Raw genomic sequence first — 22625 nt, forward strand, 5'->3', positions numbered from 1 at the left:
TAGATTGCCTACCACATTAATTCAAGAAGCAAGAAAACTAGCTATTTCAAGGTATCAAGATTGGAATAAAAACAAGAAAATCAAAGGTTTTCCAAAGTTTCGGAAGAGAATTGCTATTCCATTCAATAATCAAAACTGGAGATTTCGTTTTGACAATGGGTACTTAAAGGTAGGAATCCCAACTCTAGAAGAAGGTAACCTTACGGTTGATAAATATGTTCCGTTGAAGGTGAACGATTATAATCTTTTTTGGGTAAACTATCTATTGAATGGATATATGGATAAGGCTTCAAAATACTATCTACCCTCCTACGAGAATATTTCTAAGCCTAAAAAAGGAAACGGACAACTGTTTTTCAAGAATGGAAAATGGTATTTTTCGTTCACTATTACATTTGAATTAAAGAACGAAGTTTCTTCAGAAGAAAAAGAAGTTGGCGTGGACCGTGGGCTTAAATACATTGCGGTTGCCGGAGATAAAGAAACCGGTAAATATATACACTTCTCTGGAAAACACATTGGACATATACGTAGAAAATACTCTCGTTTGAGAAGAATTTTTATGAAAAATAAAATAGGCTTTAAAACGTCTTGAAAACAAAGAACAGCGCATCATTCACTACTGGAATCATGTGATTTCAAAAGAAATTGTACGCTTCGCCCAAAAACAAGGAGCCTCTATTATTAAAATCGAAGATTTGAAGAGTATCCGCTCTATGAAAAAGCTTTGGAAACGTAGCGACCGAAATATTAACTCTTGGGCTTTTTTTGACTTGGAAGAAAAACTTACTTACAAAGCACAACTAGCCGAGCTAGAAGTGGTTAAAGTAAATCCGTTCAAAACTAGCCAAGAATGTTCAAACTGCGGTAACGTAGTTAAAAAGAACCGTCGAGGTTCGCTGTATACATGCTCTTGTGGGTATAAGAAAAACGCTGACGTTAATGCCAGCTTTGTCATTTCCACAAGATCATCTAACGAAGAAAAAGCAATAACTGCGACTTAACAGTCGTTGCAGGAAACCTAATGTTTTCTGTAAGGCGCCTGACTGCGCTGTACACCTAGCTAATGACGCTCTACCCTTAATTTGCATAAATGAAAAACGGGACTGAGCTGAGGTAACGGTAACCACCCAATAGTCTTTTGGTCTATTGGAATCCCCTTCCTCAAAAATCCGTTCGGATTTTAGGTGGGGGAGGATGTCAATTGTAGTTCAAATTTTATTTCCGTATAATTATAATGACCCACTATTCTAACGAGGTGTTTACATGAGGCAAAAGATTGTCCACGAACAGATTTTACAACAAAAAATGAGTAAATCTCTTATTCAGGCCATTCATTTGCTTCAATTTTCTAGTGTTGAGCTATTAGATTATATCCAGGAAATATCTAAGGACAACCCCCTGATCGAAGAAGTTAATTTTGACTATGAATTAACTCGGTATAAAAACGTCCATTCTGACCCAATCCCATTTGAAGAATTGAATGAGCGGAAGCTTTCTTTTTATGACCAATTAAAAGAACAATTATATACGCTAAAATTGCCTGCACAGTTAAAACCAGTTGTACTTTTTGGGATCGATTCTCTTGATGAAACGGGATATTTAGAGATTGGTATGGAAGAATGGTCCGAAAAATGTGATGCTTCTATTAAACAAGTAGAAAAGGCATTAACGTTTATTCAATCACTGGAACCAGCTGGAATTGGAGCGCGTACGCTTTCTGAGTGTATTTTGTTACAATTAAAAAATATGAAAAGCTATCAATTACATATGGAAGATTTATTGGAAAACCATTTAGTTTGGGTAGCTGAAGAAGATGTTTCTGCTATTACAGAATATTATGGTATAACTGAAGAAGAGGCTCTTCAAACGATCCATGCTATTCAAGCTTGTCACCCAAAGCCAGGTCAATTACTTGTGGAAAAAGAACCAGAATATATTATTCCAGAAGCCTCAATTAAAAAAGAGAATGGGGAATGGAAAATTTCCTTCTATAAATGGAGTAATCCAACTATTCGTGTTAGTGAATCGTACAAACAACTACGTGATCTTGGTAAAGAAGGGGAAGCATATCTAAAAGAAAAGAATAATCAAATTGATTGGTTACATCAAGTGTTATCATATCGAGTCAATACGATTGAACAAGTGATAAAAAAAATCGTAGAAAAACAGGCTGCTTTTTTTGAACGCGGTTATTATATGCTGCAGCCACTAACCTTACAAGAACTGGCAAATGAACTACATGTTCATGTGTCAACTGTTAGTCGAGCAATCCGTAGTAAGTACGTACAAACACAGTATGGAATCATTCCATTAAAGTTCTTTCTTCAACCAGGTATTAAGCAGCAGAGTGGAAAACCGATCGCAGCATTTGTAGTTAAAAAATTGATCCATGAGCTAATTGAGCATGAAGAGAAGTTGAAACCTTTATCTGATGAAGCAATTAGAATGAGATTACGAGATGAGTTTGGAATTCAAATTGCACGTCGAACCGTTATGAAATACCGTGAACAATTGGGAATACCGTCATCTATAAAAAGAAAATAATGGAGGAAAACGTTATGTTAAAAGTCATCTATTATACAAAAGAGAATTGCTCCCTATGTGATGATGCAAAGGCATTGCTTTTGATGCTTCAGTATGATTATAATTTTGAAATCGAGGAACGTGATATTTATACAAATGATGAATGGTTGGAAGAGTATCAATTGCTCATCCCATTTGTGCAAATTCAGGATATTGGAATCGATTGTGAAGAGATGAGTATAGAAGCTTTAGAATCAGCGTTGAAAAAGTATAGTTCACGTCTTTCATAAATCCGTCAATTAAACGAGTTCATTTTAATTGTTAATTTATTTTGTTATGTTATAATGAAGTTGTAGTAAAAAAGATAATTTTTATTACGTATTTTTTTATTATGAGTGGGACATAATAACACCGCATGGGACTGTAAAAGACCAACTAAGGAAATGGAGTTTCTTTTCATGAGAACGTTAATAGACTTACAACAGAAACTTTACCCAGACTTGTTGGAAATTATGCAACAACGATATTCTGTCTTACACAGTGTGGAACTTTTTCAACCAATAGGAAGACGAGGACTTGCAGAACATACGAATTTAACCGAGCGTATTGTTCGAGGTGAGATTGATTTTTTACATAAACAAGGCCTCATTCACATTACTTCCAAGGGAATGCACATTACAAAAGAGGGTAAGCTATTACTTGATCAATTAGCAGATTTTATGAGCGAAATTATGGGAATAAGTGCGCTAGAAAAACAGATTAAGGATAAGTTAAACCTGACAAAGGTGATTATTGTTCCTGGAGATAGTGATGAACAAGATTGGGTAAAGCAAGAAATGGGTAAAGCATGTGTTGGTTATTTGAAGAAAATTGTTAAACCAGATTTTGCGATTGCTGTTACCGGTGGAACAACAATGGCAGCAGTGGCAGATGTAATGACCCCACTTGATAAAGAAAGTAGTTATTTGTTTGTACCAGCTCGTGGTGGAATAGGTGAAAAGGTAGAAAACCAAGCAAATACAATTGTTTCGGAAATGGCTAGAAAAACAAATGGTGAATATCGCTTGTTATATGTGCCTGATCCATTAAGTGAAAGTACATACCAAACTATTATTAATGAACCCTCTGTTAATGAGACATTACAGCAAATCAAAAGTGCGAATGTAGTGATGCATGGAATAGGTGATGCACTTAAGATGGCTGAAAGAAGGAAGACTTCGGAGAGTCTATTAAATGAACTAAAAGCCAGTAAGGCAGTTAGTGAAGCGTTTGGTTATTATTTTGACGAAAATGGGAATATTGTTCATAAAGTCCGCACAGTTGGTATTCAATTAGAAGATTTGGTAAATATTAACCATGTGATTACCATTGCCGGTGGAACATCTAAAGGACAAGCAATTGCATCTTATTTCAAGCAAGGTAAAACAGATGTATTGATTACAGATGAAGCCGCAGCAAAACAGCTATTAAGGGAATCATCCCTTTAATATATATTTTTTAATTAAATTAATTATTAGGAGGAATAAACATGGCTGTAAAAGTAGGTATTAATGGATTTGGCCGTATTGGACGTAATGTATTTCGTCAGGCACTTAAAAATAATGAGGTAGAAGTTGTAGCTGTTAATGATTTAACAGATGCTAACATGCTTGCACACTTGTTAAAATATGATTCTGTTCATGGAGTTTTAGAAGAGGAAGTTACTGTAAACGGCAATAATATTGTAGTAGGCGGTAAAGAAATTAAAGTTATGGCAGAACGTGACCCTGCTAACTTAGGATGGGGTGACCTTGGAGTAGAAGTTGTTATTGAATCTACAGGTCGCTTTGTTGATCGTGAATCTTCTCAAAAGCATATTGATGCTGGAGCGAAAAAAGTTATTATTTCAGCACCTGCCAAAAATGAAGATATTACTGTAGTAATGGGTGTAAACCACGATCAGTATAATGCAAGTGAGCATCATATTGTTTCTAATGCATCTTGTACGACAAACTGCTTAGCACCATTTGCTAAAGTACTTAACGATAACTTTGGAATTAAGCGCGGATTAATGACTACAATCCATGCATATACAAATGACCAACAAATTCTTGACTTACCACATAAAGATTATCGTCGTGCTCGTGCTGCGGCTGAAAACATTATCCCAACAACTACTGGTGCTGCAAAAGCAGTTTCTCTAGTATTACCTGAGCTAGAAGGTAAGTTGAATGGTATGGCTGCACGTGTACCAGTTCCAGATGGTTCTTTAGTAGACTTAGTTGTTGAATTAGACAAGAATGTTTCTGTTGAAGATGTAAATGGAGCATTTAAATCTGCTGCTGAAGGTGAACTTAAAGGTGTACTAGAGTATAGCGAAGCTCCACTAGTATCTAGAGACATTGTTGGAAACCCTCATTCTTCTATTCTTGATGGCCTTTCTACAATGGTAATGGAAGATAACATGGTTAAAGTTGTTTCTTGGTATGATAACGAAATGGGTTACTCAACTCGTTGTGTAGACTTAGCTGCATACATGGCTAAACAAGGACTATAAAATAAGGAATCATTTAGGAGGAGGGGATTTTCCTCCTCCTTTTCTCTTGTTACTTCATTATATAATATAGGATGCGACTATTGTTAAGTCCTTGATTAGGTATTGAAGCTAAAAAGAAGCAAACATGTCCATGATAAGAGCTGTGAAGGACAAATTGAGGCCGAAAAGCCAAAATTGTCCATGATAAGAGCAATGAAGGACAATTCGCACTCGAGATAGACGAAATTGTCCATGATAAGCATTGTGAAGACCGATCAGAAGCCCAAAATAGCCAAAATGTCTTTCATTAAGTTTACGGACTCTACTATATTTATCAAAGTCTTTGATTGTAGAACGACTTTATATATAATGAGTAGCGAGGAATAATTTGGGAACTCTAAGTGACATATTTTACATACTATTGGGAGGGAATCCGAATGAATAAAAAAACGCTGCAGGACCTGAATGTAAAAGGTAAGAAAGTTTTTTGTCGTGTAGATTTCAATGTACCAATGAAAAATGGTGAGGTAACAGACGATACAAGAATTAAAGCAGCTTTGCCGACGATTGAATATTTATCTAATCAGGGTGCAATTGTGATTCTAGCAAGTCACCTTGGACGTCCGAAAGGTGAGGTAGTTGAAGAGCTTCGTCTTGATCCAGTTGCAAAACGTTTAAGTGATTTGATTGGTAAAAGCGTCGTTAAAACGGATGCTGTTTATGGAAGTGAAGTAAACGAGGCAATTTCCCAGCTTTCTGAAGGAGACATTCTTTTAATAGAGAATGTTCGTTTCGAAGCAGGTGAAACAAAAAATGATCCAGAGCTTGCTCAAGCTTTTGCTGATATGGCTGACTTTTATGTGAATGATGCTTTCGGTGCAGCACACCGTGCCCATGCTTCAACAACAGGTGTTGCTGAAAAGCTTCCAGCAGCTGCAGGGTATTTAATGGAAAAAGAAATTGAAGTACTAGGAAAAGCATTAGAAAATCCTGATCGTCCGTTTACGGCTATTATTGGTGGAGCGAAGGTTAAGGATAAAATCAATGTCATCGATAATCTACTTGATAAAGTCGACAATCTAATTATTGGTGGAGGACTAGCTTATACCTTCATTAAAGCACAAGGTCATGAAATTGGTAAATCTCTATTAGAAGAGGATAAAATTGACTTAGCTAATGACTTTATTAAAAAGGCAGAAGAAAAAGGTGTTAACTTTGTTCTTCCAGTAGATGTTGTGATTGCCGATGATTTTTCTGAAGATGCTAACACAAAAGTTGTTGACATCGATCAAATTCCTGCTGATTGGGAAGCGTTAGATATTGGTCCGAAAACTCGTGAAAAGTACCGTCAAATTGTAGCAGACTCAAAACTAGTAATTTGGAATGGACCTATGGGTGTGTTTGAAATTAATGCATTTGCTGGTGGTACTAGAGAAGTAGCAGAAGCTCTAGCAAATACAGAGGGCTATACGGTAATCGGTGGCGGTGATTCTGCTGCAGCTGTTGAAAAATTTGGTTTTGCTGAGGACATGGACCATGTTTCTACTGGTGGTGGAGCATCATTAGAGTTTATGGAAGGAAAAGCTCTTCCAGGTGTAGAAGCATTAAATGATAAATAACTAAGAGGTGATACGATGCGGAAAAAAGTAATTGCTGGAAATTGGAAAATGAATAAAGTTCTATCCGAAGCAAATCAATTTGTTGACGATGTTGCAGGTAAAGTACCGAATAGTGACAATGTCGAAGCAATTGTTTGTGCGCCATTTCCATTTTTAGCTACACTAGTTGAAAAAACAAAAGGAACAAGTCTAAAAGTTAGTGCTCAAAACATGCACTTTGAAGATAATGGAGCTTTCACAGGTGAAGTAAGCCCTGTGATGCTTAAAGATCTTGGTGTAACCCATGTTGTTTTAGGACATTCAGAGCGTCGTGAATATTTTGCTGAAACAGACGAAACGGTAAATAAAAAAGCACACGCTGCTTTTAAGCATGATTTGACACCAATTGTTTGTGTTGGTGAAACGCTTGAACAACGTGAAGCTAATGAAACAAAAGGTCTAGTAGAGAGCCAAGTAAAACGAGCTTTAGATGGTCTTTCAGATGATCAAATTACACAAACCATCATTGCGTATGAGCCAGTTTGGGCAATCGGCACTGGAAAAACAGCATCAAGTGAAGATGCAAATGAAGTTTGTTCACATATCCGCAACGTGGTCAAAGAGATTACATCCGAAGCGGTTGCTGAAAAAGTTGTTATTCAATATGGTGGAAGTGTAAAACCTACTAATGTGGATGAATTACTTGCGCAATCAGATATTGATGGTGCATTAGTTGGTGGAGCAAGCCTTGAAGCAGAATCCTTTTTACAGCTTGTGGAGGCTGGAGTAAAATGAGTGAAAACAAATTAGCTGCATTAATCATTCTTGATGGATTCGCAATTCGCGATGAAACGATGGGTAATGCGGTAAAACAAGCAAAGAAACCGAACTTCGATCGCTATTGGGAAAAATACGCTCATAACCAATTAAGCGCAAGTGGAAATGCTGTCGGACTACCTGAAGGACAAATGGGTAATTCAGAGGTTGGACACTTAAATATTGGAGCTGGACGTATCGTATACCAAAGCTTGACTCGTGTTAACTTATCCATTGAAGAAGGCGAGTTCTTTGAAAAAGAAGCCTTTGTCAAATCGATAGCAAAAGCAAAGGAAAAAGGAAAGGCACTCCACATCTTCGGATTGCTTTCAGATGGTGGTGTTCATAGTCACATCAGCCACTTATTTGCTTTATTAAAATTAGCTAAAGATCAAAATCTTAATGAAGTATATGTTCATGCATTTTTAGATGGTCGTGATGTAGGTCCTAAGACTGCCAAAACATACATTGAACAAACAGAAGAAAAGATGAAAGAACTGGGACTTGGAAAAATAGCAACTGTTTCTGGACGTTATTACTCTATGGACCGAGATAAACGTTGGGATCGTGTGAAGAAAGCCTATGATGCGATGGTTTATGGTGAAGGACCAGCATATCGTAGTGCATTGGAAGTTGTAGATGAGTCTTATGAAAATGAAATCTATGATGAATTCGTCATCCCATCAGTCGTTACAGACGAAAGTGGAGAACCAGTTGGAAAAGTAGAAGATGGGGATTCCATTATTTTCTATAATTTCCGACCCGACCGTGCAATCCAAATTTCCCGTACCTTTGCAAATGAAGACTTTCGTGACTTTGATCGTGGAGAAAATCCACCAAAGGATTTAGATTTTGTTATGCTCACTAATTTTAGTGAATCAGTGGATGGATATGTGGCGTATGAGCCAGTAAATCTAGATAACACTATAGGTGAAGTGCTGGCTCAAAACAATATGAAGCAATTGCGTATTGCTGAAACAGAAAAATATCCACACGTGACGTTTTTCATGAGTGGAGGTCGCGAAAAAGAGTTCCCTGGTGAAAAACGTGTATTAATTGATTCGCCAAAGGTTGCAACATATGATTTAAAACCAGAAATGAGTGCTTATGAGGTAACAGATGCCTTACTAACTGAACTTGATTCTGGAGAACATAATGCAATTATATTGAACTTTGCTAATCCAGATATGGTTGGACACTCAGGTATGCTTCAACCTACCATAGATGCCATTGAGGCAGTGGATGAATGTCTAGGAAAAATTGTTGATAAAATTATAGAGCTAGGCGGAACAGCAATTATCACTGCTGACCATGGGAATTCAGATGAAGTAATAACACCTGAAGGAAATCCAATGACAGCACATACAACAAACCCAGTACCAGTAATTGTTACGAAAGACGGTATTGAACTACGTGATGGTGGAATTTTAGCTGACCTATCTCCAACATTACTTGACTTATTAGGTGTAGAACAGCCGAAAGAAATGACAGGAAAATCATTAATTCAAAAATAATTATAAATATAATTAAAGGAGAGATTTTACATGCCATATATTACAGACGTTTATGCACGTGAAGTATTAGATTCCCGTGGAAATCCAACAGTTGAGGTAGAAGTATTTACAGAATCAGGTGCGTTTGGTTCAGCACTTGTACCAAGTGGTGCATCTACTGGTGAATACGAAGCAGTAGAATTACGTGATGGAGATAAAAGCCGTTATTTAGGTAAAGGTGTTCAACAAGCAGTTAACAACGTAAATGATGTAATTGCTCCAGAACTAATCGGTATCGATGTTACTCGTCAAAACATTATCGATGCGTTAATGATCGATCTAGATGGTACAGAAAATAAAGGTAAATTAGGTGCTAATGCTATTTTAGGTGTTTCTATGGCTTGTGCCCACGCTGCTGCAAGTTATTTAGAGCAACCGTTATATAACTACTTAGGTGGATTCAATGCTAAAACTCTACCAACACCAATGATGAATATCTTGAATGGTGGAGAGCATGCAGACAATAACGTAGATATCCAAGAATTTATGGTAATGCCTGTTGCTGCTCCAACATTTAAAGAAGCACTACGCACAGGTGCAGAGATTTTCCATTCATTGAAAAACGTATTGAAATCTAAAGGTTATAACACAGGTGTTGGTGATGAAGGTGGATTTGCACCAAACTTAGGTTCTAACGAAGAAGCGTTACAAACAATTGTAGAAGCAATTGAAGCAGCTGGTTATAAACCAGGTGAAGAAGTGCAACTTGCGATGGACGTAGCAGCTTCTGAAATTTACGAAGATGGTAAATATAATCTAAAAGGTGAAGGTGTTGTACGTACTTCAGAAGAAATGGTTAACTGGTATGAGGAAATGATCAACAAGTATCCAATCATTTCAATTGAAGATGGTTTAGATGAAAATGACTGGGAAGGTTTCAAACTATTAACAGAACGCATTGGTGACCGTGTACAATTAGTTGGTGACGACTTATTCGTAACAAACACTGCTAAACTTTCTCAAGGGATTGAACAAGGTGTTGGTAACTCCATCTTAATTAAAGTTAACCAAATTGGTACACTTACAGAAACATTTGAAGCAATTGAAATGGCTAAGCGTGCTGGTTATACAGCAGTTATTTCTCACCGTTCTGGTGAAACAGAAGATGCAACAATTGCTGATATTGCTGTTGCAACAAATGCTGGTCAAATTAAAACAGGTGCACCATCACGAACAGACCGAGTAGCGAAATACAATCAATTACTACGTATTGAAGATGAATTAGCTGGTATGGGTGAATATGGTGGATTAAACTCATTCTATAACTTGAAAAAATAATCAATAACATTTAATTCCAGCATCACAACGTTAATTAGAAAGTATAAAAAGTAGTGGCCTTTTCTCGTGAATGGAGAAAAGGCCACTACTTTTTGCATGATTATTTTCAAACTATTTTACTCAATAATTCCTGTTTCCGTTAACTTAACTTTCGTATTAACAGTAACATTAAGGTTAGGATATGTTTCGTACCACTTTTTAGAATCCCAATTTTTGGTGTGACTTCTTACATGTTCTCCTAACCCTAATGGATCCGTTTCTAATTCTTGAAACGTTTTAATCATTTCTTCTGCTTGAGAGGTAATTTGCTCTTTTGTTTTTTTGGTAATCTCTTCTGCCATCTTTTTGTCAATTTTTCCTCCTGAATATTCATGTATTAAGCCCTCGATATTTATATTAATAGTAAATTCTTTTGTTTTTTCCACATTATCAAATTTAAATGTCCGATTGCTTTTAATTTTGTGTAAAAAGGCATATTTTTCTTTATCCATTTCTATCGTAATACTATCTTGACTTGTCTTCCTATCCATTAAGGACTTAAAAGTAAAAAGCTTATCTTCAGGAATTTCTCCAACTAATTTGTCATCTTTAAATAATGCATTGCCAATAATCTTTATCTCATTATCAATCTGCCGTATAAGTGGTAAAAAAGGGTCTTTTCCTTCAGCATAATAAGAATTCAAAAAATCATGAAAGTTTGTTGTAGGAAGAGATCCAACGTTAATGTTATGCTCAATCATATCGGATATGTACATGCCGTTGTCTCGTGTACCGTACTGGTATTGTAATAATCCCTGAATATCAGAATCGGTCACAGTTAAAAATATTTTTGATCCAACAGTAGGGTCTCTAAAATAAGAATCTATATAGGGCATCAATCCCTTTTCAGAAATTTCTTTACTATAAACTAGCACTTCTATTTTTCCACTCACATAAGGTCTAGATTTTGTTCTATCTAGCTTCTCTCTTGCTTCTTTATTGATACGTGCGGTTTCAGTGGCTACCTCATTAGTAATGGTTTTGTCCGGCATATAATTAGGTACAACTGCTGTAACTTTAAGTTCTTCATTTTCTGCTAATTCAAAACCAACAGCAGTTGCTATACGAACATCATCAAGTATTTCTTTGTTTACACAACTAGAAAGTACGACAATTAAAAAAAATAATATACAAATTGATCGAGTCAATGTTTTTTTCTCCTCCCTTTTCGAAAATAAGTGACCACTAATAAAATTGGAAGATAACAAGTAATTAAATAAAAACCAAAATGAGATATATAGTCATTTAGAACTTCAATATGTTCACGTTCTTTAATAATATAGACTGGGAAAATAGTGAACAGTAACATTCCAATTAGAGCTTTTCGTTGACTGAATCTAAATAGCTGTCTCATCCCACGGGAAGCCGCCCAAAAGGCTAAGCAAATATTAGGTAGAATAATTAATGCCCACGAGGAAATTCCAACATATTCAAATCTCTCAACAAATGGTAGTTCAACGGATTTCCACATGGTTAGAGTTGGTGAATGATAGCGTAACAAATGTTTCTGGGAAAAGTAAGCAAGCGATATAATCATTATTCCTAAATAAATGAACATCGTGATAAAATTAGCTCCGTGCACCCACAATTTTGATTTATTAGCATGTTTTAAGTAGGGATAAAACATAAGTAATGTACTAAAACCTAAAAAGCTTAGTGTCATGTCTTTTGATGCAAGAAGGATTTCAGTCGTTGAATGATCCCAAATGGGAAGGATATTTCGAAACTCTGTTTGATTTAATGGATAGATAAGTGTTAATAAAAGATAAGCTGGAATTACAACCCCAAGGAAACTGATTCCAGTAACAATTCGAAAACCACCAGAAACTATATAATAGACTAAAAGCAAGAAAGTAATGGTAAAGAAAATAACACTAATATCTTGGAACATCCACACTTGGATAACTTCAACATAGGTTCTTAGCACAATGATCCCAATCGCCCAAAAATATAGAATCCAGACAAGACTGAAGAAGCCACCTATCCATTTTCCAAATACATCGTAATGAATTGTAATTAAATCACCATTACCAATTATTAGGATTTTAAATATTAACCATATGATAATATGAATGAGTATTCCGCCAAAGATTACAGCAATCCATGCATCATTTCCAACTCTTTCAATTATTTTTCCTTGGAAATTTAAAATTCCAATACCAAACTGGATGGAATGAATTAGAAAAAATGCTAGAAACGGAGATACCATATACTTTTCATTAACTGTTCGTTGCAATTTTTTCAATAAAATCCCTACTCGTCAATTTCTTTTTTTTCTTTAGCTTTTTTTGAATTAAAACGCATTGTGTCTTCTGTCTGTAATTCGACTGGCCGTTTTGATTGAAAGGATAAGGGCAATCGAATAAAGGCATCTTTTAAATCTTGTATGCGAGGTGGGTACAATGGTTCTAAAAATGGTCTGCCCAACGATGTTAAACGAAGTAAATGACCGAGTATAAAGCAAAAACATATTGCAACTCCTAGTAAACCCCATAAGTGTGCCATGAATAGAAATGGAAATCGAATCAATCGAATGGTATTACTCATTTTGTATACAGGTGTTGTAAATGATGCTAGAGCTGCTAAAGCTACCATAATTAGGAGTACATTACTTGTTAATCCTGCTTCTACAGATGCTGTTCCGATAACGATTCCTCCAACGATACCAATTGTTTGTCCAACTTTGGTAGGAAGTCGAGCCCCAGCTTCTCTAAGTAATTCAATCGCTAATTCTAAAAAAATAGCTTCTAATATTGGTGGAAGAGGTATTTCTCTTCTACTAGTAACTAAAATCCCTAGTAAATCTTTAGGGATTAATTCATAATGGTACGTTAAAACTGCTACATATAAGGGTGTAACCATGATAGAAAACATGACGGAAAATAATCGAATGAGTCGAAAAAAGGAAGCAGTAATCCAATTTAAGAAATAATCTTCAAAAGCTGAGAAAAATTCGACAAGTGTTGTAGGAGCTATTAACGCGTGTGGAGCTCCATCTACAATAATTCCCACCTTACCTTCGGCTAGAACGGATGCCAATCGGTCAGGGCGTTCTGTATCAATAATCTGAGGGAAGGGAGAATTTCGATTATCTGAAATTAATTGTGCTATATAAGAACTATCGTTTATCGTGTCTATTTCCAAGTCTTGAATTCTTTGAATAACAGTATTAAGGTTTTCTTTATTGGTAATTCCTTCAATCGAAAATATTGCAACCTTTGTTTTTGAAAGTTTACCGACCTGGAATTCGTCTAATCGCAGTTCCGGTATGGGTAGTCTTTTACGAATTAAATTGATATTGGTATCGATCGACTCAACAAATGACTCTTTTGGTCCAACTACACTAAACTCAACCTCAGGAATTGATACTTCACGAGATTGCTTTAATTCAGCAGTGATTAGTACTACTTCTTCACTTCTTTCACTCATTTTAATGAGAAAAGACCCAGTTAATAATTGGTTTTGGATTTTTTTTATATCCGTCGTTATTTCAATTTTTTCTATAGGTACATTTGCTTTTATTTCTTCTAGAGATGTAATTTCATCACTTACATATGGGAGAATATCACGATGAATAATCTCAGAATCAACTAATGACTTAAAATAAAAACAATACATATTATTGGAGCCCTTGTTATGGACAAAATGAATAAAATCTTTCGAGGCCTTCATCTGATCCAAGAGGCTATCTATTGTTTGATCCAATTCAGGATCCTTTTCCTGTTTAGTCAGTTTATTTCCTTTTGAGGATAACCACTTGAGAAAGTTCATTCCATTCACCTTGTAATTACGAAATTAAATATTTTACTTAAGTAATAGCTTGTGTAGAATTTGCATTTTTTATCCAAAGGATGTCTTATATGATAATAGGTGTTATCTAGGAAGAAATAGCATAGGACAAGATTTTTGGATAATAAATATAAGTAAAATGAAGAGGATAGGGTGATTTTATGGCTCAAAAAGTTTTAATATTTGCTGATGTTGGGATTGATGACACGATTGCACTTATTTATGGATATATGAGTGAAGCAATTGAAATTGTTGGTATTGTAGCAGATTATGGTAATATTCCAAGGGATAACGCTATTGCAAATATAGAATATGTTAGGAGTTTATTTGATACAGAAGAAGTTGCTAATCTAACCGTTATATCAGGAGCAGAGATCCCTATGACATCTGAACTTCCAGAATTTGTAACAGAAATCCACGGAGAATACGGCCTTGGACCAATTACACCACCAACTGCTGGAGAAGATGTTACGTTTGAAAATTTCTATGAAATAATTGATGTTATAGAAGAGTATAAAAATGAATTAATTATCGTAAATATTGGTAGATTGACATCTCTAGCTACAATGTTTCTTTTATATCCTGAAACCATGGAAAATGTGAAGGGATACTATATTATGGGGGGAGCCTTTTGGGTTCCCGGTAATGTAACAGCTGTTTCTGAAGCTAACTTCCACGGTGATCCAGTAGCAGCCCAAATTGTACTTACTTATGCTGAAAATGTTACGATTATCCCTCTAAATGTAACGGAATATGCAATTGCCACTCCAGAAATGGTCGACTATATTGATCAAGTCGGAGAAATTGATATTGTTAAGCCACTAATAGATTATTATTATAATTTCTATAAGCAAAGAAATCCAAACACTCAAGGTAGCCCTTTACACGATGTGATCACTCTCATGGCAGTTGACCGGGAAGATATGTTTGGTTTTCGGGAGCTACCAGTTCATATTGTCCAAGCAAAAGAAGGGACGGAGCGAGGACAAAGTATTGCCGATATTCGACCGTTTGGTAGCTTGGAAGAAGAAGCTGAAAAAGAAATAAAAGGACATCGAATTGCATTTAATTTTGATTATGAAAAGTTTTTTGAAGATTTCATGTCTGTAATGACGGGGAGAACACCTCAATAAATGCGACTATTCTCATAATCTGATAGTATAAGGTTCTAGGGGGGAGTCGGATGACAATATTAGACACGATAAAAAAACGAAGATCAATTTATAATTTTAAAGAAGTGTTAGTTGACACGGATATTTTGAAAGAAATTTTTAGCTTTGGTTCTTACGCTCCATCCCATTATATGAAAGAACCATGGAATATTATGTTGTATCAAGAAGAAGGTAGACAACCCTTTGTAAATGCAATTATTGAAAGTTATCAACGAATTGGTATGATTAAACCTGACAATGAACCCAAAACGTTAAAGATGATTGAATCGATGAAGCAATTTTTGTTGGCTATTCCTCACCACGCTGTGATCTATTTTGAAAGAGAAGAGGACCCTGTACGATATGAGGAAGAATATGCAGCTGTCTGTGCATTTATACAAAACTCACAATTAGCAGCTTGGGAATATGGAGTTGGTATGCTATGGACGATTACACCATACATGCATGATCCAGAATTTTATGAAGCAATAGAACTAGATGCAAAGAGGGTTAAAATTGCAGCTGTCCTTCAAATTGGTTATCCAAAAGCAATTCCCCGTGATAAGGGAAGAACTTCGATTGAAGAGAAAATGAAGATTATTGATACCTGAGTGGAATTATCGGACACGAGGGCGGGAACATCGGCCACGAAAGTGAGAACATCGGACACGAGTGAGGAATTATCAGACACAGAAGCGAGAACATCGGACACAGGATCGGAAACATCGGACGCGAGAACGGAAACATCGGACAGATAAGAGAAACCATCGGACACACGATAAAGCCCTGTAGATATCATAAACTAACCTCAACCATGTATTTAAAAAGAACACCAAAAACACGTTAAACGCTCTAAGCGCCTAACGTGTTTTTTACTATATCTTATTCAGTCTTTTCCTTAACAAATGCAACAACTTCTTCAGCAGTTGACATGGATAATAGTTTGTCTTTGTAAGAAGCTAGTTCTTTTTTAGATAAGCCTTTAATTTGTGTACGTGCTGGTAAGATAGATGTTGCACTCATGCTGAATTCATCTAGTCCTAGTCCAAGCAGTATTGGAATGGCAATTGGATCTCCAGCCATTTCTCCACACATTCCAGCCCATTTTCCTTCGCTATGAGCTGCTTCAATGACATTGTTTACTAAGCTTAAGATTGCTGGGTGGTATGGTTGATATAAGTAAGATACTTGTTCATTCATACGGTCAGCAGCCATTGTATATTGAATTAAGTCATTTGTTCCAATACTGAAGAAGTCAACTTCTTTGGCAAATTGTTTTGCAATAACAGCTGTTGAAGGAATTTCGACCATAATTCCAACTTCTATGGAGTCAGATACTTCAATGCCTTCATTTTTCAAGTTCTCTTTTTCATCAAGTAAAATTGCTTTCGCTTGACGGAACTCTTCTAATGTAGCAATCATTGGGAACATGATTTTTAGGTTACCATGAACACTTGCACGTAATAATGCACGTAATTGTGGACGGAATACATGCTCGTTATCTAGACAGAAACGAATGGCACGGAATCCTAAAAATGGATTTAATTCTTTTGGTAAATCCAAGTAAGGTAATTCCTTATCTCCACCAACATCTAATGTACGAACTACAACTGGGTTATTACCCATTTGTTCTAAAACAGATTTATATGCCTCGTATTGTTCTTCTTCAGATGGCAATTCGTTTTTACCCATATATAAAAATTCTGTACGGTAAAGGCCAACACCTTCACCACCATTATTAAGTACACCAGTAACATCATCAGGCGTTCCAATGTTTGCTACTAATTCAACTTGTTCCCCATCAGAAGTGAATGTAGGCTCGTCTTTTAATTGCGCCCAAACTTCTTGTTGCTTAGCAAAATTTTCTTGTTTTTCACGGTAAGTAGCTACTTCATCATTTGAAGGATTTACGATTACATTTCCATCAATTCCATCAACAATTACAAGGTCCCCTTGCGAAATAGTCTTTGTTACTTCTTTTGTTCCAACTACTGCTGGAATTTCAAGAGAACGTGCCATAATAGCAGAGTGTGAAGTACGACCGCCAATATCAGTTGCAAAACCTTTTACAAATTGACGGTTTAATTGTGCTGTATCAGATGGTGTCAAATCATTTGCAATCACAACAACTTCTTCATCAATTAATGCAGGGTTAGGGAAGCTTACTCCTAATAAATGAGCCATTACACGTTTGGTAACATCTTTGATGTCAGCAGCACGTTCGCGCATATATTCGTTATCCATGCTTTCGAACATACTAATAAACATGTTTGCTGTTTCTTCTAACGCTGCTTCTGCCATAGCGTTTTCATTTTTAATTTTATCTTTAATCGGATTAATAAGTTCAGGATCACCTAAAACTAATAAATGAGCGGAGAATATTTCTGCATGCTCATCTCCAAGCTCTTTTTGTGTATGTGCTTTAATCTTCTCTAGTTCTTGCTTAGAAATAGTTAAAGCCTCGTCTAATCTTTCAACCTCTTGATCAGGATTATCAATGGCTACCTTTTCATATGATAAATCAGGTGTTTGCAGCTGATAGGCTTTCGCAATCGCAATTCCAGATGATGCTGCAATCCCTTGGATATTTGACATAATTCGACCAACCCTTCTATAAATAATCAAAAATCAATCCGTTTTTATTTTAAACGTTTTGTTTTTGTCGATTCAAGTCATAGACCTCATTGCTAAAAAGTGGTTACTATGTAAGCGTTTGAATGTGAACATTGTGTGACTAGTGTATCCAACGAAGAATGGATTCATAAACCTGCTGTTTATTTACTTCATTTAAAATTTCGTGACGCCCGCCTTCGAAGAGCATGGTTGTTACATCATTTAGACCAGCATTTTTCAGGAGGTTAGCTGTTTTCCATACTCCTTGACCGAAGTTTCCTACTGGATCAGCATCTCCACTAATTAAAAGGATAGGAAGATCTTGTCGAATTCCTTTATTTTTTTCACGATTATGAATGGCATGTAGTCCATTCATTAGATCATAGAAGAATCTGGCGGTTGGAATAAATCCATTATACGGATCCTCCATATAAGCATGGACGATATCATCATCTCTTGAGAGCCAATCAAAATTGGTCTTAGGATGACTTATTTTCCGGTTGAAACCACCAAAAGCAATTTTATTCATTAGGGGAGATTTTTCTTTTGGCGGTAGCTTACTAGCAATTTTCATTCCTGTAAACGTACTTATGTTTGAATAGTAACCAGTTCCAGATAGAATAACCCGATCAATCAATTGGCTGTGTTGTTGGATATAGTAACGAACTAAAAATGATCCCATACTATGACCAAACAGGTAAAGTGGTGTATCGGTGTATTCTTTCTTTATATAATTTGTAATTTCAACAAGGTCATTCGCTGTTTTATGAAATCCATCTTCGTCCGCAAGATATCCCATAAGTCCTTGTCTTTTTCCAGTTTCTCCATGGCCACGGTGGTCATTGCCATAAACAAAAATTTGATGTTCTAGTAAAAAATTAGCGAAGTCATCATACCGTCTGATGTGTTCAACCATACCATGGGCAAGCTGAACAATTGCTTTTGGAGCAATGGTAGGATCATACCACTTTTCCAAATAAATCTCGGTCTGGTCATCCGTCGTTAACCAAAAACTATCTCTCATCATCATTTCCCCCGATCTAGTCAACCATTCTACTTTTAATAATAAGGTAGAGAAGAAAGAATAGCGAATGGGAGCTATTAGATGACAAGTGTATATAGATTTCAAAAAATTCTCTTGATATTTTTACTTAAAATATGCTAAAGTTAGTAGTAGCTATTTGTCTGCACAGGAGGTGTCATGGAAACATGGCTGGTGTTGTAAATGTATTGTTAGTAATTGATGCAATTATTATGATTGTTTTAGTTTTATTGCAAAGTGGTACTAGTGCAGGTCTTTCTGGAGCAATTTCAGGTGGAGCTGAACAACTATTTGGGAAACAAAAGGCTCGAGGAATTGACCTTGTTCTACACCGAGGAACAATTATTACAGGTGTATTATTCTTTGTACTAGCTTTCCTAAGTGCATACGTATTACAATAGGAACTAACCCTTATCACAAATAGTGATAAGGGTTTTTTAGTGTGGCGGGGAGGAAAGTTCCCTAGTATACGCAAAAAACAAGTTTTCTAATAGTTGTTGTAGTATATTGTATAAAGGGTAAAGTAGAATATAGGGATAAATAAAGGAGATTTACGAAAATGAAGATTGTACAACCAAAACCTTTTACGTTTGAAGCTGGGCCAAGAGCTGTCTTATTATTACATGGATTCACTGGACACTCTGCTGATGTCCGCATGCTGGGAAGATTTTTGGAAAAGAAAGGGTATACAAGTCATGCTCCAATCTATCGAGGACATGGATTGCCGCCGGAGGAATTAATTAAATCTAATCCAGACCAGTGGTGGGATGATGTGAAACAAGCATTTGAACACGTAAAGGAACTTGGATATAAAGAAATAGCTGTTGCTGGCCTTTCACTTGGTGGAGTATTAGGATTAAAACTTGCATATTCGGAAAATATAAAAGCAATCATACCAATGTGTTCTCCCATGTTTTTTGATAATGAAACACAACTAACAAGTGGTTTTCAAACATTTTCGAAAGAATATAAACAGCTTGAAGGAAAAGATGATTCGATAATTAGTCAGGAATTAGAATCATTGATGGAAAACTCCAAGCGGATGTTTACACAATTAGGAGAGCTAATCCAAGAGGTAAAACGTAATATCGATACCATTTATACACCAACAATGGTAGTTCAAGCTCGCCAAGACAAAATGATTAATACAGAGAGTGCTACATATATTTATGAAAATGTTGAGGCAGACGAAAAAGAAATAAGATGGTATGAAGAATCTGGTCATGTAATAACCCTTGATCAGGAAAAAGAACAATTGCATGAAGATATTTATACATTTTTAGAGACATTGGATTGGGAAACATGATTACCTTTTCAAAAAAATGTTCACACTAATAACTAGAGGAAAGAGGGTGTAGTAGATGGATAATGAGATGATAGATAGAGTTAGAAAATACTTTAAAGATCATGATAGGAAGCCATTAGCTGTTCATGAATTAGAAGAAGAACTAGAAATCGACGACGCAGTTGATTTTAAGGAGTTAGTTAAAGCACTAAATGAGCTTGAACATCAAGGTGAACTTGTACGTACTCGTAAAAACCGCTTTGGACTTCCAAAAAAAATGAACTTAATCCGTGGTAAAATTCAAATGCATGCAAAGGGATTTGCTTTTTTAATTCCTGATGATGAAGAACAATCGGATGTTTATATTCATCATTCTGATTTAGCTTCAGCGATGAATAATGACCGAGTTCTTGTTCGAATTGAGAAAAGTAATGCAGATGGTAATCGTCCTGAAGGTACGGTTATTCGTATACTCGAACGTGCCGTTACGGAAATAGTTGGAACATACGAGGATAATAAATCATTTGGATTTGTTATTGCGGATGATAAACGTATTCCGAACGATATTTTCATTCCTAAAAGCCAGAATAATGGGGCTGTTAGCGGACATAAGGTTATTGCTAGAATAACAAAATATCCTGAAGGTCGAATGAGTGCTGAGGGAGAAATTATAGAAATCCTCGGTCACAAGAATGATCCTGGTATTGATATTATTTCGATTATTTATAAACATGGAATAAAAGTGGATTTTCCAGATGAGGTTTTAGAACAAGCATCACAAACACCAGAAACCATTAGAGAAGAAGAAATTGCGAATAGACGCGATTTAAGGGACGAGGTTATCGTAACTATTGATGGAGCAGATGCAAAAGACCTCGATGATGCAGTCACGGTTAAGAAACTTGATAATGGTAATTATAAGCTTGGTGTATATATTGCTGATGTTAGTTATTATGTTAAAGAGGGCTCGCCAATTGATAAGGAAGCTTTTGAGCGTGGGACGAGTGTATACTTAGTTGACCGAGTGATTCCGATGATCCCACATCGTCTATCTAACGGAATATGTTCCTTAAATCCACAAGTGGACAGGCTTACTCTTGGATGCGAGATGGAAATTGATTCATCGGGTAAAGTGGTTAACCATGAAATTTTCCAAAGTGTTATTAAGACAACGGAAAGAATGACGTACAAGGATGTTAATCGAATTTTGGTCGATAAAGATGAAGAAGTTCGTGATCGCTATAAACCGTTGGTACCGATGTTTGAGGAAATGGAAAAACTTGCTGAGATATTGCGAAAAAAACGATTTGGTCGTGGTGCAATTGATTTTGACTTTAAAGAAGCACAAGTGATTGTTGATGATGAGGGTAAAGCTCAAGATGTTGTGATTCGAGAGCGATCTGTAGCGGAAAAATTAATTGAAGAATTCATGCTTGCAGCAAATGAAACAGTTGCTGAGCATTTCCATTGGATGGATGTTCCATTCATACATCGAATCCATGAAGATCCTGATGAAGGAAAATTACAGAACTTTTTTGAGTTTTTAGGTGGTCTTGGTTACCGTGTAAAAGGTACATCGAATGAAATACATCCACAAGCTTTACAAAAAGTCTTGGAAGCAGCAGAAGGAAAACCGGAAGAAATGATTATCTCAAAGCTGATGCTACGGTCTATGAAACAGGCAAAGTATGATCCTCAAGGAATCGGGCATTTTGGACTTGCGACGGAATTTTATACCCATTTTACATCACCAATTCGTCGTTATCCGGATCTGATTGTTCACCGGTTAATTCGTACGTATTTAATTGAAAAAACAATAGACCAGAAAACAATTGGCAGCTGGAAGGATAAATTACCTGAGATCGCAAGGCATACTTCAGCTAAGGAACGAACCGCAGTTGATGCCGAGCGAGATACAGACGATTTGAAAAAAGCTGAATATATGCAGGAACGTATTGGTGAGGAATATACAGGAGTTATTAGTTCCGTAACAAGCTTTGGTTTATTTGTTGAATTAGAGAATACAATTGAAGGTTTAGTTCATGTTAGTTACTTGACGGATGATTATTACCATTTTGATGAGCAACATTATGCCATGATTGGTGAACGAACAGGAAAAGTATACCGAATTGGACAAGAAGTGAAAGTAAAGGTCACTGCTGTAAATATGGATGAACATGCTATTGATTTCGAAATTGTATCAGGTGGTGAACCTGGAGAAAGAAAAGGAAGAAAAAGTCCTTCCAAGAAAATAAGAGCTAAAAAGAAAAAATAGGCGCATATCATATGTATAGTGCATAGACTAATTCTGTATGTTAAAAAATATAGAATTAGTCTTTTTTATTTCCTTCGATATTTTCAAATAATTTGTATTGCATTTTTTGATTGAATAGAATAAAATATACCTAACTGAAAAAAGT

The 22625-nt window shown here is 36.0% G+C and carries 20 protein-coding genes; 15 read left to right on the forward strand and 5 right to left on the reverse strand.

Annotated elements, in window-relative coordinates:
- Nucleotides 1-4 precede the first annotated feature (4 nt).
- From GMD78_RS12515 to eno, 10 genes are all read left to right on the forward strand, one after another.
- Nucleotides 5-595 carry a hypothetical protein gene (locus tag GMD78_RS12515; RefSeq protein WP_155669156.1) on the forward strand — a complete coding sequence of 197 codons (591 nt, stop codon included), beginning with the start codon at nt 5-7 and terminating at the stop codon, nt 593-595.
- 19 nt (nt 596-614) lie between these two features.
- Nucleotides 615-1004, forward strand: coding sequence for an RNA-guided endonuclease TnpB family protein (locus GMD78_RS12520; RefSeq protein WP_343042296.1), 390 nt, complete (start codon nt 615-617; stop codon nt 1002-1004).
- Nucleotides 1005-1266: 262 nt separating this feature from the next.
- The gene (gene rpoN / locus GMD78_RS12525) at nt 1267-2547 is read left to right on the forward strand and encodes an RNA polymerase factor sigma-54 (protein ID WP_155669158.1); all 1281 of its coding nucleotides are present in this window, start codon (nt 1267-1269) and stop codon (nt 2545-2547) included.
- 14 nt (nt 2548-2561) lie between these two features.
- Nucleotides 2562-2816, forward strand: coding sequence for a glutaredoxin family protein (locus GMD78_RS12530; protein ID WP_155669159.1), 255 nt, complete (start codon nt 2562-2564; stop codon nt 2814-2816).
- A 168-nt stretch (nt 2817-2984) separates the two neighbouring features.
- Nucleotides 2985-4013, forward strand: a complete 1029-nt coding sequence (locus GMD78_RS12535) for a sugar-binding transcriptional regulator (RefSeq protein ID WP_155669160.1) — start codon at nt 2985-2987, stop codon at nt 4011-4013.
- A 41-nt stretch (nt 4014-4054) separates the two neighbouring features.
- Complete coding sequence (gene gap / locus GMD78_RS12540) at nt 4055-5062, forward strand: type I glyceraldehyde-3-phosphate dehydrogenase (RefSeq protein ID WP_155669161.1); 1008 nt, start codon at nt 4055-4057, stop codon at nt 5060-5062.
- A gap of 416 nt (nt 5063-5478) precedes the next feature.
- Entirely contained in the window at nt 5479-6660 is a 1182-nt protein-coding gene (locus tag GMD78_RS12545) for a phosphoglycerate kinase (RefSeq protein WP_155669162.1), read from the forward strand.
- A 15-nt stretch (nt 6661-6675) separates the two neighbouring features.
- Nucleotides 6676-7434, forward strand: a complete 759-nt coding sequence (gene tpiA, locus GMD78_RS12550) for a triose-phosphate isomerase (RefSeq protein WP_155669163.1) — start codon at nt 6676-6678, stop codon at nt 7432-7434.
- Complete coding sequence (gpmI, locus tag GMD78_RS12555) at nt 7431-8969, forward strand: 2,3-bisphosphoglycerate-independent phosphoglycerate mutase (protein ID WP_155669164.1); 1539 nt, start codon at nt 7431-7433, stop codon at nt 8967-8969. The genes tpiA and gpmI overlap by 4 nt, the downstream gene beginning before the upstream one ends.
- A gap of 30 nt (nt 8970-8999) precedes the next feature.
- On the forward strand, nt 9000-10286 hold the full coding sequence (gene eno / locus GMD78_RS12560) for a phosphopyruvate hydratase (protein WP_155669165.1): 1287 nt from the start codon (nt 9000-9002) through the stop codon (nt 10284-10286).
- Nucleotides 10287-10402: 116 nt separating this feature from the next.
- Here the strand turns inward: eno and GMD78_RS12565 are convergent, their stop codons facing one another.
- From GMD78_RS12565 to GMD78_RS12575, 3 genes are read right to left on the reverse strand one after another with little or no spacing between them, the layout of a single operon-like run.
- Nucleotides 10403-11473, reverse strand: coding sequence for a Ger(x)C family spore germination protein (locus GMD78_RS12565; RefSeq protein WP_196493809.1), 1071 nt, complete (start codon nt 11471-11473; stop codon nt 10403-10405).
- The gene (locus GMD78_RS12570; RefSeq protein ID WP_246187651.1) at nt 11470-12570 is read right to left on the reverse strand and encodes a GerAB/ArcD/ProY family transporter; all 1101 of its coding nucleotides are present in this window, start codon (nt 12568-12570) and stop codon (nt 11470-11472) included. The genes GMD78_RS12565 and GMD78_RS12570 overlap by 4 nt, the downstream gene beginning before the upstream one ends.
- Before the next feature lie 8 nt (nt 12571-12578).
- Nucleotides 12579-14096, reverse strand: a complete 1518-nt coding sequence (locus GMD78_RS12575; protein WP_425495057.1) for a spore germination protein — start codon at nt 14094-14096, stop codon at nt 12579-12581.
- A gap of 179 nt (nt 14097-14275) precedes the next feature.
- Here GMD78_RS12575 and GMD78_RS12580 point away from each other — a divergent pair, with 179 nt between their 5' ends.
- Complete coding sequence (locus GMD78_RS12580; protein WP_155669167.1) at nt 14276-15247, forward strand: nucleoside hydrolase; 972 nt, start codon at nt 14276-14278, stop codon at nt 15245-15247.
- Nucleotides 15248-15297: 50 nt separating this feature from the next.
- Entirely contained in the window at nt 15298-15876 is a 579-nt protein-coding gene (locus GMD78_RS12585) for a nitroreductase family protein (protein ID WP_155669168.1), read from the forward strand.
- Between the two features lie 271 nt (nt 15877-16147).
- Here the strand turns inward: GMD78_RS12585 and ptsP are convergent, their stop codons facing one another.
- Both ptsP and GMD78_RS12595 read right to left on the reverse strand, forming a co-directional pair.
- A complete protein-coding gene (ptsP, locus tag GMD78_RS12590; protein ID WP_155669169.1) occupies nt 16148-17860 on the reverse strand; it encodes a phosphoenolpyruvate--protein phosphotransferase in 1713 nt (570 codons plus the stop codon).
- 139 nt (nt 17861-17999) lie between these two features.
- The gene (locus tag GMD78_RS12595) at nt 18000-18902 is read right to left on the reverse strand and encodes an alpha/beta hydrolase (RefSeq protein ID WP_155669170.1); all 903 of its coding nucleotides are present in this window, start codon (nt 18900-18902) and stop codon (nt 18000-18002) included.
- 185 nt (nt 18903-19087) lie between these two features.
- Between GMD78_RS12595 and secG the strand changes: the two genes are divergently transcribed.
- The 3 genes from secG to rnr all read left to right on the forward strand — a co-directional run bounded on the left by secG (nt 19088) and on the right by rnr (nt 22480).
- A complete protein-coding gene (secG, locus tag GMD78_RS12600; RefSeq protein WP_155669171.1) occupies nt 19088-19321 on the forward strand; it encodes a preprotein translocase subunit SecG in 234 nt (77 codons plus the stop codon).
- A 158-nt stretch (nt 19322-19479) separates the two neighbouring features.
- A complete protein-coding gene (locus tag GMD78_RS12605) occupies nt 19480-20226 on the forward strand; it encodes an alpha/beta hydrolase (RefSeq protein ID WP_155669172.1) in 747 nt (248 codons plus the stop codon).
- 55 nt (nt 20227-20281) lie between these two features.
- On the forward strand, nt 20282-22480 hold the full coding sequence (gene rnr, locus GMD78_RS12610) for a ribonuclease R (protein ID WP_155669173.1): 2199 nt from the start codon (nt 20282-20284) through the stop codon (nt 22478-22480).
- Nucleotides 22481-22625: the final 145 nt, after the last annotated feature.

This window comes from Ornithinibacillus caprae, from assembly GCF_009728145.1.
Classification (GTDB): domain Bacteria; phylum Bacillota; class Bacilli; order Bacillales; family Amphibacillaceae; genus Ornithinibacillus; species Ornithinibacillus caprae.